This window comes from Virgibacillus sp. 6R (assembly GCF_001895305.1).
Classification (GTDB): domain Bacteria; phylum Bacillota; class Bacilli; order Bacillales; family Amphibacillaceae; genus Virgibacillus; species Virgibacillus pantothenticus.
Map to the genome: position 1 here is coordinate 271,453 of NZ_CP017762.1, position 16,307 is coordinate 287,759.

At 36.7% G+C, this 16,307-nt stretch carries 17 protein-coding genes; 1 reads left to right on the top strand and 16 read right to left on the bottom strand.

Annotated features, from left to right (window positions below):
- Nucleotides 1-96 precede the first annotated feature (96 nt).
- Nucleotides 97-504, top strand: a complete 408-nt coding sequence (locus tag BKP57_RS01345; RefSeq protein ID WP_050353149.1) for a hypothetical protein — start codon at nucleotides 97-99, stop codon at nucleotides 502-504.
- Nucleotides 505-890: 386 nt separating this feature from the next.
- On the opposite strand, the gene BKP57_RS01350 is transcribed toward BKP57_RS01345, so the two are convergent.
- The 16 genes from BKP57_RS01350 to mnmA form a co-directional block, all read right to left on the bottom strand.
- A complete protein-coding gene (locus BKP57_RS01350; protein WP_050353150.1) occupies nucleotides 891-1,121 on the bottom strand; it encodes a YrhC family protein in 231 nt (76 codons plus the stop codon).
- A 143-nt stretch (nucleotides 1,122-1,264) separates the two neighbouring features.
- Nucleotides 1,265-1,954, bottom strand: a complete 690-nt coding sequence (mtnN, locus tag BKP57_RS01355; protein ID WP_050353151.1) for a 5'-methylthioadenosine/S-adenosylhomocysteine nucleosidase — start codon at nucleotides 1,952-1,954, stop codon at nucleotides 1,265-1,267.
- 31 nt (nucleotides 1,955-1,985) lie between these two features.
- Nucleotides 1,986-2,678, bottom strand: coding sequence for a YrrS family protein (locus tag BKP57_RS01360; RefSeq protein ID WP_050353152.1), 693 nt, complete (start codon nucleotides 2,676-2,678; stop codon nucleotides 1,986-1,988).
- Nucleotides 2,679-3,124: 446 nt separating this feature from the next.
- Nucleotides 3,125-3,601, bottom strand: a complete 477-nt coding sequence (gene greA / locus BKP57_RS01365) for a transcription elongation factor GreA (protein ID WP_050353153.1) — start codon at nucleotides 3,599-3,601, stop codon at nucleotides 3,125-3,127.
- Nucleotides 3,602-3,877: 276 nt separating this feature from the next.
- Entirely contained in the window at nucleotides 3,878-4,507 is a 630-nt protein-coding gene (udk, locus tag BKP57_RS01370; protein WP_050353154.1) for a uridine kinase, read from the bottom strand.
- A gap of 17 nt (nucleotides 4,508-4,524) precedes the next feature.
- On the bottom strand, nucleotides 4,525-5,148 hold the full coding sequence (locus BKP57_RS01375) for an O-methyltransferase (RefSeq protein WP_232231292.1): 624 nt from the start codon (nucleotides 5,146-5,148) through the stop codon (nucleotides 4,525-4,527).
- Between the two features lie 89 nt (nucleotides 5,149-5,237).
- Complete coding sequence (gene mltG / locus BKP57_RS01380) at nucleotides 5,238-6,356, bottom strand: endolytic transglycosylase MltG (RefSeq protein WP_050353155.1); 1,119 nt, start codon at nucleotides 6,354-6,356, stop codon at nucleotides 5,238-5,240.
- Nucleotides 6,357-6,479: 123 nt separating this feature from the next.
- Entirely contained in the window at nucleotides 6,480-6,761 is a 282-nt protein-coding gene (locus BKP57_RS01385; protein ID WP_050353156.1) for a DUF1292 domain-containing protein, read from the bottom strand.
- Between the two features lie 12 nt (nucleotides 6,762-6,773).
- The gene (ruvX, locus tag BKP57_RS01390; RefSeq protein ID WP_050353157.1) at nucleotides 6,774-7,187 is read right to left on the bottom strand and encodes a Holliday junction resolvase RuvX; all 414 of its coding nucleotides are present in this window, start codon (nucleotides 7,185-7,187) and stop codon (nucleotides 6,774-6,776) included.
- Nucleotides 7,184-7,453, bottom strand: coding sequence for an IreB family regulatory phosphoprotein (locus tag BKP57_RS01395; protein WP_050353158.1), 270 nt, complete (start codon nucleotides 7,451-7,453; stop codon nucleotides 7,184-7,186). Before BKP57_RS01395 ends, ruvX begins: the two co-directional genes overlap by 4 nt.
- Nucleotides 7,454-7,572: 119 nt before the next feature.
- A complete protein-coding gene (gene alaS / locus BKP57_RS01400) occupies nucleotides 7,573-10,215 on the bottom strand; it encodes an alanine--tRNA ligase (protein WP_050353159.1) in 2,643 nt (880 codons plus the stop codon).
- A 433-nt stretch (nucleotides 10,216-10,648) separates the two neighbouring features.
- Nucleotides 10,649-11,755 carry an AI-2E family transporter gene (locus BKP57_RS01405; RefSeq protein ID WP_050353160.1) on the bottom strand — a complete coding sequence of 369 codons (1,107 nt, stop codon included), beginning with the start codon at nucleotides 11,753-11,755 and terminating at the stop codon, nucleotides 10,649-10,651.
- 38 nt (nucleotides 11,756-11,793) lie between these two features.
- Complete coding sequence (locus BKP57_RS01410; RefSeq protein ID WP_170875266.1) at nucleotides 11,794-11,988, bottom strand: hypothetical protein; 195 nt, start codon at nucleotides 11,986-11,988, stop codon at nucleotides 11,794-11,796.
- Nucleotides 11,989-12,067: 79 nt separating this feature from the next.
- Nucleotides 12,068-14,395 carry an SF1B family DNA helicase RecD2 gene (recD2, locus tag BKP57_RS01415; protein WP_072740896.1) on the bottom strand — a complete coding sequence of 776 codons (2,328 nt, stop codon included), beginning with the start codon at nucleotides 14,393-14,395 and terminating at the stop codon, nucleotides 12,068-12,070.
- A gap of 21 nt (nucleotides 14,396-14,416) precedes the next feature.
- Nucleotides 14,417-15,085: a tetratricopeptide repeat protein gene (locus BKP57_RS01420; RefSeq protein ID WP_072740897.1), complete on the bottom strand. Its 669-nt coding sequence runs from the start codon at nucleotides 15,083-15,085 to the stop codon at nucleotides 14,417-14,419.
- A 14-nt stretch (nucleotides 15,086-15,099) separates the two neighbouring features.
- On the bottom strand, nucleotides 15,100-16,206 hold the full coding sequence (gene mnmA / locus BKP57_RS01425) for a tRNA 2-thiouridine(34) synthase MnmA (RefSeq protein WP_373314083.1): 1,107 nt from the start codon (nucleotides 16,204-16,206) through the stop codon (nucleotides 15,100-15,102).
- Between the last annotated feature and the right edge of the window lie 101 nt (nucleotides 16,207-16,307).

Below are 16,307 nucleotides of genomic sequence, written 5' to 3' on the forward strand. Positions count from 1 at the left end.
AATGAAAAGGGTAGCCGATATACTATCTTTTCCATTTATTTTATTTCCTCATTTAAATTAGCTTTCGTTATAAACACTGAATATAGGTGACTTTTTATGAATGACCTAATTAAAAAGAAGATAATTGCCATTAATTTAATAAGCTTTTTCTTTATATGGCTATTAATTTTTCTTGCAGGTGCTGATAAACCGCCACCAATTGGGTTTTTGTGGTTGGTTGGTCTGCTTATTGCTTTAGACATCGTACTATTCTTTTATTTAAAATCCTTTCTGCCTCGATTAAAGTTGCGAAAAAAAGGGATATTTTTCATTCATATGGTTTACTTTTTTGTCGGTGGTATTGTGCTAAGTCTGGTTACAATTCTATTGAAACCAAGTTATTTGGATGTGGGACTTTTAAATATTTCATTTTGGACGATAAGTATAATTTGCGTATCAATGATTAACGGAATATGCTGTTATCTATTTAATCTGATTCTATTGCGTCTATTTGAACAGCAATAGCATTAATAAAAAATATTTATAGCGGTTAAGGTACAAATTGCAACTTTTTTCACAGGTGTAGTTAAGCCGTTTCTCCATTTTTAAGAGAAACGGCTTTTTTCATTCATAAAACAAGTGAACTTTTAATCAATAGGTTTTTTCTACCATCTCCCACCTAAAAGGATAAAACATCCAATTCCATTGAAAACGAAAAAAATTTCCTATGTGTACGGTTACTGTTTCGACATGTTGTGCAACCCAACGAATAGGCAATTACGTGCCGTTTTCCCCCACTTATCAGTTTGTATTAACTCAGGCTTTTGCGGGAGCGTCTTACACCACTTTGCATATCAAATACCATTTCCTTATTTCTATGAAAACAATTAAAAACGCTAAGCGAATCTGCATTAGCGTTTATCTAAAAGTTTTTTTATCCTACGTTGTTGATAATGAAGCCAAAAACCAACGCTTAAAGCAACGAGTGTTAAACCGATTAGAGCCACTCCATCTTCTGATGGACGTAAGTACGTATTAATGATGGCACCCAGAAATAAATACATGGACAAAATAAGCAGTACACCGATAAAACGCTGGTAATCTGTATATTTATATTGTAATTCTTTTTGTTTATCATCCATGATTCGTATTACCTCCTATTTTCCTATCCCTATCCTAACATAAATTACTAGGTTCATAAGTAGGTAATTCATGGATATATAAATACATAATATGTGCTAACTATAGCTAACGTAATAGAAAATCTTCTATTACATTAGACCTTTTAATTTACTTGGATAAACTTCATAATCATAGTTGCAGCGTTCGTTGCAGCGGTTTTTAAAAATGAGTCGAATGAAACGGAAGCCTCTTTCCCCGCAATATCCGATAGCGCTCGGATGATAACAAAAGGGGTACCATATTGATAACATACTTGCGCAATCGCTGCTGCTTCCATTTCTGCAGCAATCATCGTTGGAAATTTGTTACGAACAAATTGCACACGTTCAGGGTCAGCCATAAATGAATCGCCTGTCGCAATAATCCCCTTTTTATATTGTATACCAAGTTCGTTCATAACACTTGCTACTTTTGCAACCAAATTCACATCAGCATCATACATCGCAGGCATTTGAGGTACTTGGCCATAAGCATAGTCAAACGCAGTTGCATCTACATCATGATGAACAACTTGCGTAGAAATAACAACATCACCCACTTCTAAATCCTTGGCAAATCCTCCAGCAGAGCCAGTATTAATAATGTATTCCGGAGCAAAACGTTCATGTAGAATGGTAGTTGCCATGGCAGCATTCACTTTCCCAATGCCTGATTTCAGTAAGACAACTTCCTTATCACCCAGCACTCCTTGTACAAATAAACAATTGGCTACTTCTAGCTCTTTTTTTTCATGCATTGAATCCTTTAATAGAGCAACTTCTTCATCCATTGCTCCAATTATTCCTATTGTCATACAGATGCCTCCTGCCTCCATATTTATCCAGTTAGTTAATAATTACTTGCTTTAGTTGCTCTACTTTTGTTGGCTTCCATCCTTGCTCATCTACCCACGTTAAATAAACACGATAAATTTGTGAATTATCTTTATTAGAAATAGTCGCTTCTACTCTTTGCTGGTCTCCGCCGTTTCCTACCCAATGTGTAACCATGCTGCTCTCATCCAAACCGGTAACCTCCGCAGCCGCTGTTGCTATTTCTTTTCTATCTTGTGAACCTTCATCATAATTTGTGGTATGCGGACCTTCTTGTTCTGTTCCAATTGGCTTCCAATCGGCCGTATAAGCTTTTAAGACATTATCATTCGAAGGCTCTACTTGTTCAGTTTCAACCGCAGCATTTCCTTCAGAGCCTGATTGCTCTTTATCTGAAGAGTGTTTTTCATCTGTTTCTAATTCTTTTTCCGATGATTTGTCTTTGTCATCATTTTCTTCGATTCTGGTAAACTGATCCTCATTTTCTCCATCTTCAGCATCTGATACTTTTTCATCTGCTTCCGTTTGTGCATTAGGTTCCTGGCTGTCATCTTTTGCTGCATCCTCATCGTCCCCAAACAACCAAAACCCTAGCAGGATAATAAGTAAAACTGCACCTACAACAAGTAAAATTGATATAGATTTTGTATTTTTTCTTCGTTTTTCAAATTTATCTACTCGGGAAACTCTATCAAAATCACTCATTACTTCTGCCCTCCTATAATTACCCTACTATCATATCATATTTACTATAAAAATTTATATGCTAAGTGTATAACAATTATTTTGCAAAATACAACTATCCATGTAATGAAAGTATCTTGTTGTTTAGAAAAACCTCTCTGTAAAAATGAAAACCCGATCCATATAGCTTTTCCACGTAATTGCCCTCATTTAACCTCCTTAGACCTATCAAAGCAAAAATTTTGGTAAGTAGTTTTCCTTGGTCCCCATTAAAAGACTTCATTCTGTAACTTAAAGAACGATCCTGACCACATAGATATTATCTTAGGTTATATCAATACCTCTTGTAAAATCTTCTTCAGCTGCACGGAGTATTTTTACATGCTTTTAACCATTACTGGTACAACAAGGCTTTTCATTCGCAAAAAAAAGATAGTGAACATGAGCTCACTATCTTTTTAACCATCTTATTTCACGTCGATTATTTTAACATAAATTTCGCCACCAGGTGTCGTTACAGACACTTCTGAGCCGACTTCTTGACCGATTAAGCTTTGTGCCATTGGTGAATCATTAGATATTTTACCTTCAAATGGATCTGCTTCTGCACTTCCAACAATTGTGTATGTTTCTTTATCCCCATCAGGAAGCTCCTGAAAAGTTACAGATTTACCCAAAGAAACCATATTTGGGTTTTGGTCATCATTTTCTATAATTACTGCATTACGAATCATTTTTTCCACTTGCGCAATGCGAGACTCAACAAAAGCCTGCTCGTCTTTGGCAGCATCATACTCAGAGTTTTCGGAAAGATCCCCGAAGTCTCGAGCTACTTTTATTCGTTCAACAACTTCTTGACGTCGTTCTGTTTTTAAATAATGCAATTCTTGTTCTAATTTTTCTTTCCCCTCTTGTGTCATATAATAACTTTTTTCTACAGCCATTTTAAACACTCCTTCTTCTTACTTCAATATATCACTGCCATACCAATTTTACTTGGCATGTATCATCTTTAGAATATGTTCAAATTCATGGTTCTGCTTTTGTACCTCACTGCGAAACATTCGCTACATGATAGATTATTATTTATTTTCATTAACCTTTTATTTTTGAACACATACTAACAGGGGCTCGAATGTAAGCGCTCCATTTTCTTAAAATATACTAAACATTACTATGGCAGAATTCAAATGATTTTTCAATACTTTTATTGAAATTTATTATTTATGTTTAAGAAGTATATTTTCGATTTTTGTTGCCATGATGTCAATAGCAACATGGTTTTGACCACCTTCAGGGATAATAATATCAGCATACCGCTTACTCGGCTCGATAAATTGCAAATGGGATGGTCTTACTTTATGAACATATTGTTCAATAACAGAATCCAGTGTTCTTCCGCGTTCTTTAATATCTCTCATCAGTCTACGGATAATCCGTAAATCAGCATCTGTATCCACAAAAACTTTAATATCCATTAAATTACGCAGCCGCGGATCTTCAAGAATTAATATCCCTTCAAGAATGATCACATCTTTAGGCTCTACATGGATCACCTCTTGTGAGCGTGTGTGAAGCTTATAATCATAAACAGGTTTGTTTATTTGCTGACCTTCTAATAAATCATTTAAATGCTTAACAAGCAATTCATTGTCAAAAGCTAAGGGATGATCATAATTCGTATTTAGACGTTCTTCAAAAGGGAGATGACTTTGATCTTTATAATAATAATCTTGTTCAATAACTAAAATGGTTTGGTCTGAAAAGCGCTGGCAAATAGATCGTGTCACAGAGGTTTTTCCACTTCCACTTCCTCCTGCTACGCCAATCACTACTGGTTGGTTATGCATCGATTGGTTACTCCCTTCTAACTATGTTTCATGCTAATCGCTATTCCGTCCCCTATAGGCACTATAGACGTTGTAAATAATGGATGTTGCATGAGCCAATGATTATAATCATTTATCTTTTCCACCATTTTCTTATATCTGGATGGAGCTATATGTGGCTTTTCGACATATCCACGAAATAAAACATTATCTGTAATGATGATGCCTTCATTTGCTAATAAAGGGGTAACAAGTTCGAAAAAACGACGATACTGGCTTTTGGCAGCGTCGATGAATATTACATCAAATAATGCTTCGTTTTGCAAGTTTTTTAGCATTTCCAAAGCATCTCCCAATAGGATTTTTATCTGTTTTTCAGCACCATGAGTACGTATATTCTGAATTGCTTCTTGATATCTTTGCACGTCTCTTTCCATGGTAACAATCTCTGCATCAGGTGCAGCTTCAAGCATTCTTAGAGCGGAGTATCCGATAGCTGTACCAATCTCTAATATCCGTTTAGGTTGTTTTAATCGAATTATCTGTTGGACAAAGTGCATGCTCACTGGCTCCATAATGGGCACGCGGTCTTTTTTCGCCCCCTGCTCAATTAGGTCTATAGAAGAAGTTCGTTTTGGTATCATATTTACTAAGTAATCCATACTATTGTCTTTCATCATGATCCCCTTCATATTCTGTAAACTGGAGTAATCCCCCTCTCAAATAGATCGGGGGATAAAAAAGGTTGGATTTAATTGATATGTTTTTGCTTATTCTTATTATGCTGTTCCAATGTTTCTGCATAATATATGTTCCCATTTTTATCGTGCAAGAAATATAGATAGTCTGACTCTTCAGGTTCAAGCGCAGCTACTAGGGAGTTCTCTGAGAAATTCCCAATTGGACCGACAGGGAGCCCTTCTACATAATACGTATTGTAAGGAGATTCAATTTCTAAATCTTCATAAATGACACGTTTTTTATGCTTTCCTTGTGCATATAATACAGTAGGATCAGTTTGGAGCTTCATCCCCTCTTCAAGACGATTGGCAAATACCCCGGCAATTTTCTTGCGTTGATCTTTTGCACCAGATTCTTTTTCAATAACAGAAGCAAATGTTACAGCTTCATGGACAGTATAATCTTTTTGTTTGATTTCATCCAAATATTTGGATAGTACGCTTTCGGTCTTTTTCATCATTTCATCGACAACTGTCTCAACACTCGGTTTTTCTTCAAAAAATTCATACGTAGCAGCAAACAGATAACCTTCTAGTGGTGTGCGTATCTCTGGATTTAATATATCCTCTGACAATATGGAAGGATAACGCTCCATCAATGTATGAATATAGTCCGGATCGTTTACTTTTTTAAGAAACTCTTCTTTTGTAAAAGGCAATTGCTTTGCATATATTTCTGCTAATTCATCGATTGTTTTTCCTTCAGGTATGGTAACGGTATGTACAGGCTCTGCCATTAACTTACCACTTTTTAATGAATCGACAACCTCACTTAATTCCATCGAAGGGCTAAATGTATAGTCTCCGGCCTGGAAATTCGAATCATTGTTAAATTTAATGTAAAAGCGAAATACAAGAGCATTCTTAATCACACCATTCTCTTCCAATATATTTGCAATATTAGAAGATGAGGAACCGATTGGTATCGTTACTTTAATTTCTTCATTACTATCGGGATTAACTGGCTCTAAAGCAGATTTAACATATAAGTAACCTGAAATAACTCCAATTACTAATATAATCAGTAGCGTAATAACAATGATCGCTACAATTTTGCGAACAGTTTTGGCTTCTTCACTGCGGGCCATGAGGTTGTCCCTAAATTTGCTACTATTTTTCTGCTTGGACATCTATCTTCCCTCCTCATCCGCTATATTATACTAAAACTTGCTAATGGATGCCATTATTTTTATAAAAAAAGAAAAAAGCTAACGTCTAAATATGACATTAGCTTGTAAATTTTTACTTTCTTATTACGCTTCATTTTCCTGTTCTGCTAAGGTGTTTAACATTTCTTCAACGATTTCCCATTCTTCATCTGATTCAATTGGGAACAGAGATAAATCGTCCTCATCCTTTTCCTCATATCGAAATGCGTATACTTCCACTTCTTCTTCCTCAGACTGTTCAACAGGGGTTACAGCAATATACGATTGGTTCATTTCATCCACATCAAATGTAAACAAAACCTCAAAAAGATGCTCTTCCCCGTTCTCATCAGGAATAATAATCCGTTCTTTTTCTTCTAGTGCCATTGTTCCACTCCTTTATTTTTGGTCAAGATAACCTTGTAAAATCATGACAGCAGCCATTTTATCAACGACTTGCTTGCGCTTTTTTCTGCTGACATCTGCTTCTAACAATACCCTTTCAGCAGCCATCGTTGTTAAACGCTCATCCCAAAGCTCTGTGGGGATGTTAAACTTTCTTTCAATATGTTTTGCAAAAGTGATCGACGCTTCACCACGCTCACCAATCGTTCCATTCATATTTTTCGGTAACCCGACAATAGCTTTCCCCACTTCATGCTCGGTTATGATTTTTATTAAAGCTTTATCAGCAGAAGTTAAATCATTTTCATTCCACTTAATAGTAGTAATACCCTGCGCGGTCCAACCTAAAGCATCACTAACAGCAACACCAATTGTTTTGGACCCTACATCCAATCCCATTATTTTCATTTGTCCGCCTGCTGCTGCTCTAAATAAAATTTAACCAGCTCTTCAATAACCTCATCACGCTCAATTTTTCGAATTAAATTGCGCGCATCGTTATATCTTGGGATATAGGCAGGGTCTCCGGATAGCAAATAACCAACAATTTGGTTTATTGGATTATATCCCTTTTCTTGTAGAGCTCCATGCACTTTAAAAAGTATTTCTTTAATATCCTCATCAAAAGGTTCTTCCGAAAAATTAAATTTCATAGTTTTGTCAATTGAACTCATTATGACACCTCGATTTTGGAATCATTATCTAGGAATACGAAATTATCCGATATGCTTCTTGTATTATAGTAACATGTTTAAACGATGAATTATATCTTTTTTATATCTGTAACCACAATTTAATGGTTTCGTTTCTCTTCGATGTAAAGCTTTGCTACATGTAATGCTTCCGCTATTTTAGATGGGTCTTTTCCGCCAGCTTGTGCCATGTCAGGTCGACCTCCGCCACCTCCGCCACAAGCCTGTGCTGCTTTCTTAATCAGATGTCCAGCGTGGTAACCTTGCTCAATTAAGTCCTTGGAAACACCTGCTGCTAATTGCACTTTATTATTATTTTCCATCGCTAATAGAATCATACCTGAATCAAGTTTCTGCTTTAATTCATCTACCATATTCCGTAATTGATTCATATCTTGCACTTCTACTTTTTTAGCTAAAACTTGAACTCCGTCTATCGTTTTAACTTCTTCAAGCATAGTAGCTGTTTCCTTGTTTGCTAATTTTGCTTGCAAGGATTCCGTTTCTTTTTGTAGTTGTTTTATCTCATGATACAGTGCCTCAATTTTTTCGGGCACAGCCTCGTCTTTTGCTTTGACTAATTGTGATGCTTGTTGTAGTAACCCTAATTTGCCTGTTATAAATTCATATGCCTGTTTACTCGTCACAGCTTCAATTCTTCTTGTGCCAGCCCCTATTCCGCTCTCTGTAACAATTTTAAACAAGCCGATTTCAGATGTGTTTACAACATGGCAACCGCCACATAATTCAATACTATAATCGCCAATTTGCACAACACGAACGATATCGCCATATTTTTCACCAAAAAGGGCAGTTGCTCCCATTTTTTTCGCTTCTTCCAATTTTTCGGTTTTAATCTGTAATGGAATAGCTTGCCATATTTTTTCATTTACCTGTCGTTCGATTTGCGCTAATTCTTGTTTGGATACAGCTTGATAATGGGAAAAATCAAAGCGTAACCGTTCTGGAGCTACTAACGAACCAGCCTGATTAACATGCTCTCCAATGACATCCTTTAATGCTTGATGTAATAAATGTGTCGCCGTATGATTCTTGACAACAAACGATCTTTTGGCTACATCAACTGTTGCCGTAACCATTTCTCCTACTGAAATACTGCCCTTTTCAATTCGAACACGGTGCACATGCTGCCCTTTCGGTGATTTTTGTACATCTTTTACTTGTCCAACCGCATACTCCGTATGGATGGTTCCTTGGTCGGCAATTTGTCCACCACTTTCTGCATAGAACGGGGTTTGATGTAGAAACAGATACACTTCTTCTCCTGCGTTTGCTTGTTTCACTTGCTGCTCATCTTTTATGATTGCTGCAACAGTCGTATCTTGCTCCGTATTTGTATAACCCACAAATTCACTTGCTACATCAATTTCTGCTATCGCACCTCCTTGTACCTGCATGGAATCTACTTTTTGTCGCGCTTTTCGTGCTCGTTCTCGTTGCTTATCCATTTCTGCTTGAAAACCAGCTTCATCAATAGAAAATCCTTGTGCTTGGACGTATTCTTCGGTTAGCTCCTTAGGAAATCCATACGTATCATATAAGCGAAACACTTCATAACCAGGAAAAATCGAGCTTCCCCGTTGTTTTTCACGGCTCATGATAGTTGTTAAAATATCCAATCCATCATGCAATGTTTCATGAAATTTTTCCTCCTCTGCCTTAACCATATTTCTAATAAAATCTTTCTTTTCCACCACTTGAACATAAAAATCCTGCATAATGTCAGCTACTACATCCACAAGTTCATACATAAATGGCTTTTCAATGCCAATCTCTTTAGCAAAGCGAACCGCTCTACGAATTAAACGACGGAGAACATAGCCCCTCCCCTCATTAGACGGAACCGCACCATCACCAATGGCAAAGCTAACGGTACGAATATGATCTGCAATTACTTTAAACGCAGTATCCGTTGATGAACTGTCCCCATACTTAACAGAAGCTAACGTTTCCGTCTTCTTTATAATCGGCATAAATAGATCCGTTTCAAAGTTGGTTGGAACATCTTGAATGACAGATACCATTCTTTCAAGACCTAAACCAGTATCAATATTTTTTTTAGGTAGAGGTGTATACGTATCATCGGGATTATGGTTAAATTGCGAGAATACAAGGTTCCATATTTCTAGGTACCGGTCATTTTCTCCTCCAGGATAAAGCTCTGGATCGTTTGGATTATTGCCATATTTTTCGCCACGATCGTAAAATATTTCTGTGTTTGGTCCACTTGGTCCTTCTCCGATATCCCAAAAGTTTTCTTCTAAACGGATAATCCGCTCTTTTGGCAAGCCAATAGTATGCAGCCAAATATCATAAGCTTCATCGTCTTCAGGATGCACAGTAACCGATAAACGGTCTGCTTCAAATCCAATCCAATGCTCGCTCGTTAGAAATTCCCATGCCCACTCGATTGCTTCTTGCTTAAAATAATCGCCGATGGAAAAATTTCCAAGCATTTCAAAGAACGTATGATGACGTGCTGTAAAACCTACATTCTCAATATCGTTTGTTCGGATTGATTTTTGAGCATTTACAATTCTTGGATTTTCTGGAATGACCCTTCCATCAAAATATTTTTTTAATGTAGCGACACCGCTATTAATCCATAATAGTGTCGGATCATCTTTTGGTACAAGTGATGCGCTCGGCTCGACTCGATGGCCCTTTTCCTTAAAAAAATCTAGAAACATTTGCCTTACTTCTGCTGACGTCAGTTGCTTCATTTGCTTTTCCTCCTATATTTATGAAAAAATTCGGTTTATAAGTTCAGTTCTGGAAAACAGTACTATGTAGACACAACAGTGAATCGTTTAAAGAAGGTTGCCAGAATGACTCCATTCTGTTGCGCTTTTAAAATTCGATTGTTAATAGAATAAAAAAATCCCCTCTCTGCAATTGCAGGGACGAGATTGATCGCGGTACCACCCTTATTATGAATACAGTTGTATTCATCACTTGTAGTTGATAACGGTATACAAACCGGCGGGAATGAACCGCACTCCAGAACAGCTTTCCATGATGTGAACTTTAGGGTTTCTTACAGCCTAAGGAATCCCTTCTCTACAAAAGCACGTATCATGTACTCAGAACCTTCAACGCTTTTAAATTATAACCTTGTTATGCGCTATTATAGAATAATGCGTATATTAATGTCAATTAAGATGGAGCAGAATCTTTTGGCTGTTTGGATTTAGAATAATATTCCTTCCATATTAGCAGATGTTTCACGATAACTTTTAGAATGGTCATTAACGGAACCGCAATAACCATCCCAATAACTCCAAATAATTGCCCGCCTAACAGTAATGCAAAAATAATCGCTGCCGGGTGGATATTTATGCTTTTACCCACAATATAAGGGGACAGGAGATTACTTTCGACCAATTGAATCGCAAATACAGACAGAATGACAAAAATGACGAGTTTACCGGAGACAGTAAAACCAATTGCCACTGCTGGTACCGCTCCAATAATCGGTCCGAAATAAGGGATTAGGTTTGTGATTGCCATTAGAATTGCTAATATTAATGCAAACTCAAGTTGCAATAAGAATTTAAAAACGATAAATGAAGTAAGACCTACAAACGCACAAACGATAAATTGACCGCGTATATAATTCCCTAAATTCTCATCAATTGCATGCCAAATTTGACTGGCGGTTGTTCGATACTTTACTGGAATCAAACGTTTACCAACTGCTTTTATTTTGTCATAGTCTTTCAAAAAGTAAAAAACGAGTACAGGAATAACAGTTAAGAGTATGATGAAATCAAACACTTTGGTAAATCCATTCATCAATCGTTCTAATAATCGATCTAATGCATTTTCGATTCGCATCAGCAATTGATCAAACTTATCATGTACATTTTCTGGTAAAAAGGATGTATATTCATACATCTGATAAATTGTTTTTTCATACATATTCATCAATTGCGGAAACTGTTCATTTAAATCTCTCACCTGAACGACGACCATTGGGTATATACGATAAATAAAATATGCAGTTAAACCAAAAAAGAGCAGATAAATGATTAAAATTGCTACCCCTTTAGGGATACGATATTGATGAATCATCTGTACAATGGGGTATAGTAAATAGGCAATTAAACAGGAGATAAGAAAGGGCGCAGATACATGCCATAATAAGGAAAATACCGCTTTATAAACCGGAAATAGTTTAACCATTAAATAGAAAAACAGGAATAGTAGTATGCCAATTAATAGGAAATAGAGGAAGTTTAAGCTTTGTCCATTTTTAAACATAGCTTACCACCCTCCAAAGAGAAGCTGCAAACACTATGTTATCCATTTCCATACAAGCTTCTTTCTTCCTCATTGAATAGATCATTGAGTGAGCTTAATGACCCATCTGCTTCCACTTGATGTAAAAGTAATGTATTATTATCTAACGTCATTTCCACAAAACATGTCCAGCAATAATATTGCCGGCTACCAATTTTACCAATATCTTTCCCCTGACAATTCGGGCATCGCATGATGTCAATACTCCTTCTTTTTTTCACTTGAGTTTTAGTTATCATCATGCTAACCCATTTTCACTAAAAATATACGTTCTTACATAAAATCATACGGCGAAAGATTAGCGTCCTCGATTTCAAGAACGGTTGAATTTTGTCCGTCCTGGTCCTGTTCTTCACCCAGCTTTTCAACTAAGTGCTGCGTCAATGTTGTATACCGCTGATTTTTATGCTTTGTAGCAACACCGTACAAAAATGATTCTTGATCACCGCAGATAATCAACGATTGCTTACTTCTAGTTATAGCTGTATATAATAAGTTTTTCCTTAGCATTCGTTGATATGCTCGAACAACTGGCATAATGACAATCGGAAATTCGCTTCCTTGCGATTTATGAATGGAAATACAATATGCAAGCATAATATTACGATAATCTTTCCGTTCATAAACTACTTCACGGTCTTCGAAAGCAATGACAAGTTGTTCTTCTTGTTCGATATTCTCTTCCTCACGAAAAATAGCTACAACTTCTCCAATATCTCCATTATAAACGCCATCTTCAGGCTGATTGACAAGCTGAATTACCTTGTCACCGGTTCGAAAGATAGCTTCAGCAGTCCTAACTTCTCTTTTTTGTTCTGTTTTTGGATTAATTACTTTTTGGAGCTCTTGATTGAGTTTTGTAATCCCCGCTTCCGAACGATACATTGGTGCAAGAACTTGAATATCCTTTGGCTCAATCCCCTTCTCCACTGCTTTTTTAAATATTTTAGTAATCACATCAACCATTTGTATCTCGTTACAATGAATGAAATTAAAATCATGATCCTTTTGTAAATTCACTGGTTCATCCTTTTTTATTTCATGTGCAAGTTGAATAATTTTCGAGCCTTCTTTTTGCCGATATACTTCTGTCAGCCGAACGTAAGGAATCCGATCAGTACTTAATAAATCAGATAAGACCTGACCAGGACCGACAGACGGCAATTGATCCTCATCGCCAACAATCAGCACTTGCATGTCATCAGGAATAGCTTTAAACAGGTGGTTAGCTAACCAAATATCTACCATTGAAAATTCATCAATAATAATAAACTTCCCACTAAGTGGCTCATGTTCATTCTTTTCAAAGCTTTGATTTCCATCCCATCCCAATAATCGGTGGACCGTCATTGCGGGAAGCCCTGTCGATTCATTTAATCGCTTCGCAGCTCTACCAGTTGGTGCAGTTAGAATAAATGGAAAGTCATCTTTATGATTGTAATCCTCTGGACGAAGCGCTAATTCATGGATTGTGGCGTATGCCTTTAGAATGCCTTTAATAACCGTTGTTTTTCCTGTTCCTGGTCCACCTGTAAGAATCATGACTTTTGCATGGATGGCTTGGTTAATTGCAGTGAATTGCTCTTTACCATAGGATAATATTTCTTCCTCTTCAATATCACCTATAATCTTCATAAGTTCAGCCATGGGAGTTTGGTGCTCGATCGGCTTTTGTAAAATCCGCTTTAACTGCGAACTAAACCCATCCTCAGCATAGTAAAGCGATGGTAAATAAACATTTCCATCTTGGACAATTACTTTTTTATCTTTATTTAAAGCTTTTAATTTATCAATAATCATTGACTCTGTTAATTCTTCTGTATTTAAAAGCGCACAAATAGATGTAATACAAAAATCCATAGGTAAATAAACATGACCATCTTGAACAGAACTTTGCAGTACATAGATACAACCTGCTCCCACTCGAGTAGGATGTGTAGCCGGCAAACCCATTTGTCTAGCAATTTCATCAGCAGTCCGAAAACCAAACCCTTCAATATCAAACACAAATTGGTACGGATCTGCTTCTAATAACTGAATAGCTTCATCTTTATAATGTTGATAGATCTTTTGAGCCATTTTTAAACCAATATTATATTGAGCTAAATAAACAGCAACATGTTCAAACCCTTGATTTTCTTGTATAGTAGCGCGTAATTGATCCGCCGCTTTCTCTTTTATCCCTGGAACAGTATATAAAGCTTCTGGATCATCAATAATTTTTGAAATTGCATTTTCACCTAGTTGCTGAACAATTTTGGTAGCTGTTTTTTTGCCAATACCATAAAATAGATCACTGGATAAATAAGCAATTAATCCTTCTTTCGTATCAGGAATAAATGTTTTGTAAGAAGTCACTTTATATTGAGTGCCAAATCGTGGATGCTTGTCAAATATGCCATAGAAATAATAGCTTGTTTCCGGCTGCAGATTAAAAAAATAACCCTTAATTACAATCGTTTTATCCTCAAAGGCTTCGTTTGTATCCAACACTTTAATTTTGGCAATCGAAAAATGCTCCGCCTCATTTTGAAAAATCAAATGAAGGAGTTCGCCTCGAATATAGCTTTCATGCTCAGCCATTTGTTTTATTTGTTCCATCCAAAACACTCCATCTTCTTACTACTGTCTTTCATGGAGGTAAGCAGTTACTCTTTTTCGACCGTTGGCTGCCAAAACATGGTCTGGCTGAATACGTAATGCTTCCTCAAAATGCTCTAACGCCTTCTCAGGTTGCTCATCATATAGCGCTATAACGCCTAAGTTATAGTACGCATCACTATGATTATCATTCTTCTGAAGGACTTTGTAAAAAATTTCTTCCGCCTCTTTTAAGTGCTCACATTGTGCTAGGCTCAATCCGTATTGAAAGAGGAATTCTTCATCATCCGGATTGAGTTCCACTGCTCGCAATAAATAAGGTAAAGCCAATTTATGATACTCCTGATGTTGTAGAGTCATCCCTAGTAGATAATAGGTATCTGCTTCCATTAATCCGTATTCTATCGCTGTTTGTAAATGTTTCTGAGCTTTAGCATACAGCGACTGCTCATAATAGAGATTACCCAAACCATAATGAGCAGTTGCTGCATACGGATCCAATTCAATTGCCTTTTCAAAAAAGCGTTGTGCTCGTTCTGCATCTTGCATATGCAACAGGAGGTTACCAAAATTTGTATACCCCACTGGATCATTGGGATGCTCTTCAATAATTTCCGCAAATAATGCAGCAGCTTTGTCCAGCTTACTATTTTGCATTAGTGCTATAGCTTGTTGTAGCTTGTCCTTCATTGTAAAACTCCTCGTTATCCTACATAATCAAGTCGATGTTCACTTTTAAAAATTTGGTCAATCGTCCCACCGCCAAGACATACTTCTCCGTTATAAAAAACAACTGCTTGCCCCGGAGTGATTGCCCGCTGGCTTTCTTTAAATTCAACATGGACCTGATTATCGTCCATTACCGTCACCGTTACAGGACTATCTTCTTGACGATAGCGAAATTTTGCTGTACATGTGAAGCTTTTATTTATTTTATCGGGATGGATCCAATTAACATCTGTTGCTGTAAGTGCGTCGGAGTATAGTTTTTCATTGCTATATCCTTGTTCCACGTACAAAATATTTTTCGGGATATTTTTGCCGACCACAAACCACGGGTCTCCTGCTCCGCCAATACCGAGCCCTTGTCGTTGACCAATCGTATAATACATCAACCCATCGTGTCGTCCTTTCACCACACCATCCAACGTTTGCATTTCTCCTGGTTGTGCAGGAATATATTCACTTAAAAATGCTTTAAAGTTCCGTTCTCCAATAAAGCATATACCTGTACTGTCTTTTTTGGTCGCTGTTGCAAGATCATGTTCTTTGGCTATTTTTCTTACTTCTGATTTTGGTAAATGGCCAAGTGGAAACATCACTTTTGCCAAAACATCTTCCGTTAATTGATTCAGAAAATACGTTTGGTCCTTATTATTATCGACACCTCGTAACATTTCATAACGGCCATCCTTTTCACGTACCCGTGCATAATGACCTGTCGCAACATAATCAGCACCCAATGACAATGCATGTTCTAAAAATGCTTTGAATTTTATTTCTTTATTACACATGACGTCTGGATTAGGGGTTCTTCCAGCTTTATATTCATCTAAAAAATACGTAAATACTTTGTCCCAATATTGTTTTTCAAAATTAACTGCATAATATGGGATATCCAGTTGGTTACAAACTCTTACTACATCTTCAAAATCCTCTGTTGCTGTACAAACACCAAATTCATCTGTATCATCCCAATTTTTCATAAAAATACCAACAACATCATAACCTTGCTGTTTTAAAAGCAGAGCGGCTACAGAAGAATCTACACCTCCACTCATACCAATAACTACTCTTGTATCTTGATTCATATTAATCATCCTTTAATTTTTATAAAGTGGCGTTTTTTGTATGGAAGCCTTTATTGACCCTACGAAGAAAGAGAACAAAGGCTAACATCTTAGGAGTAGGG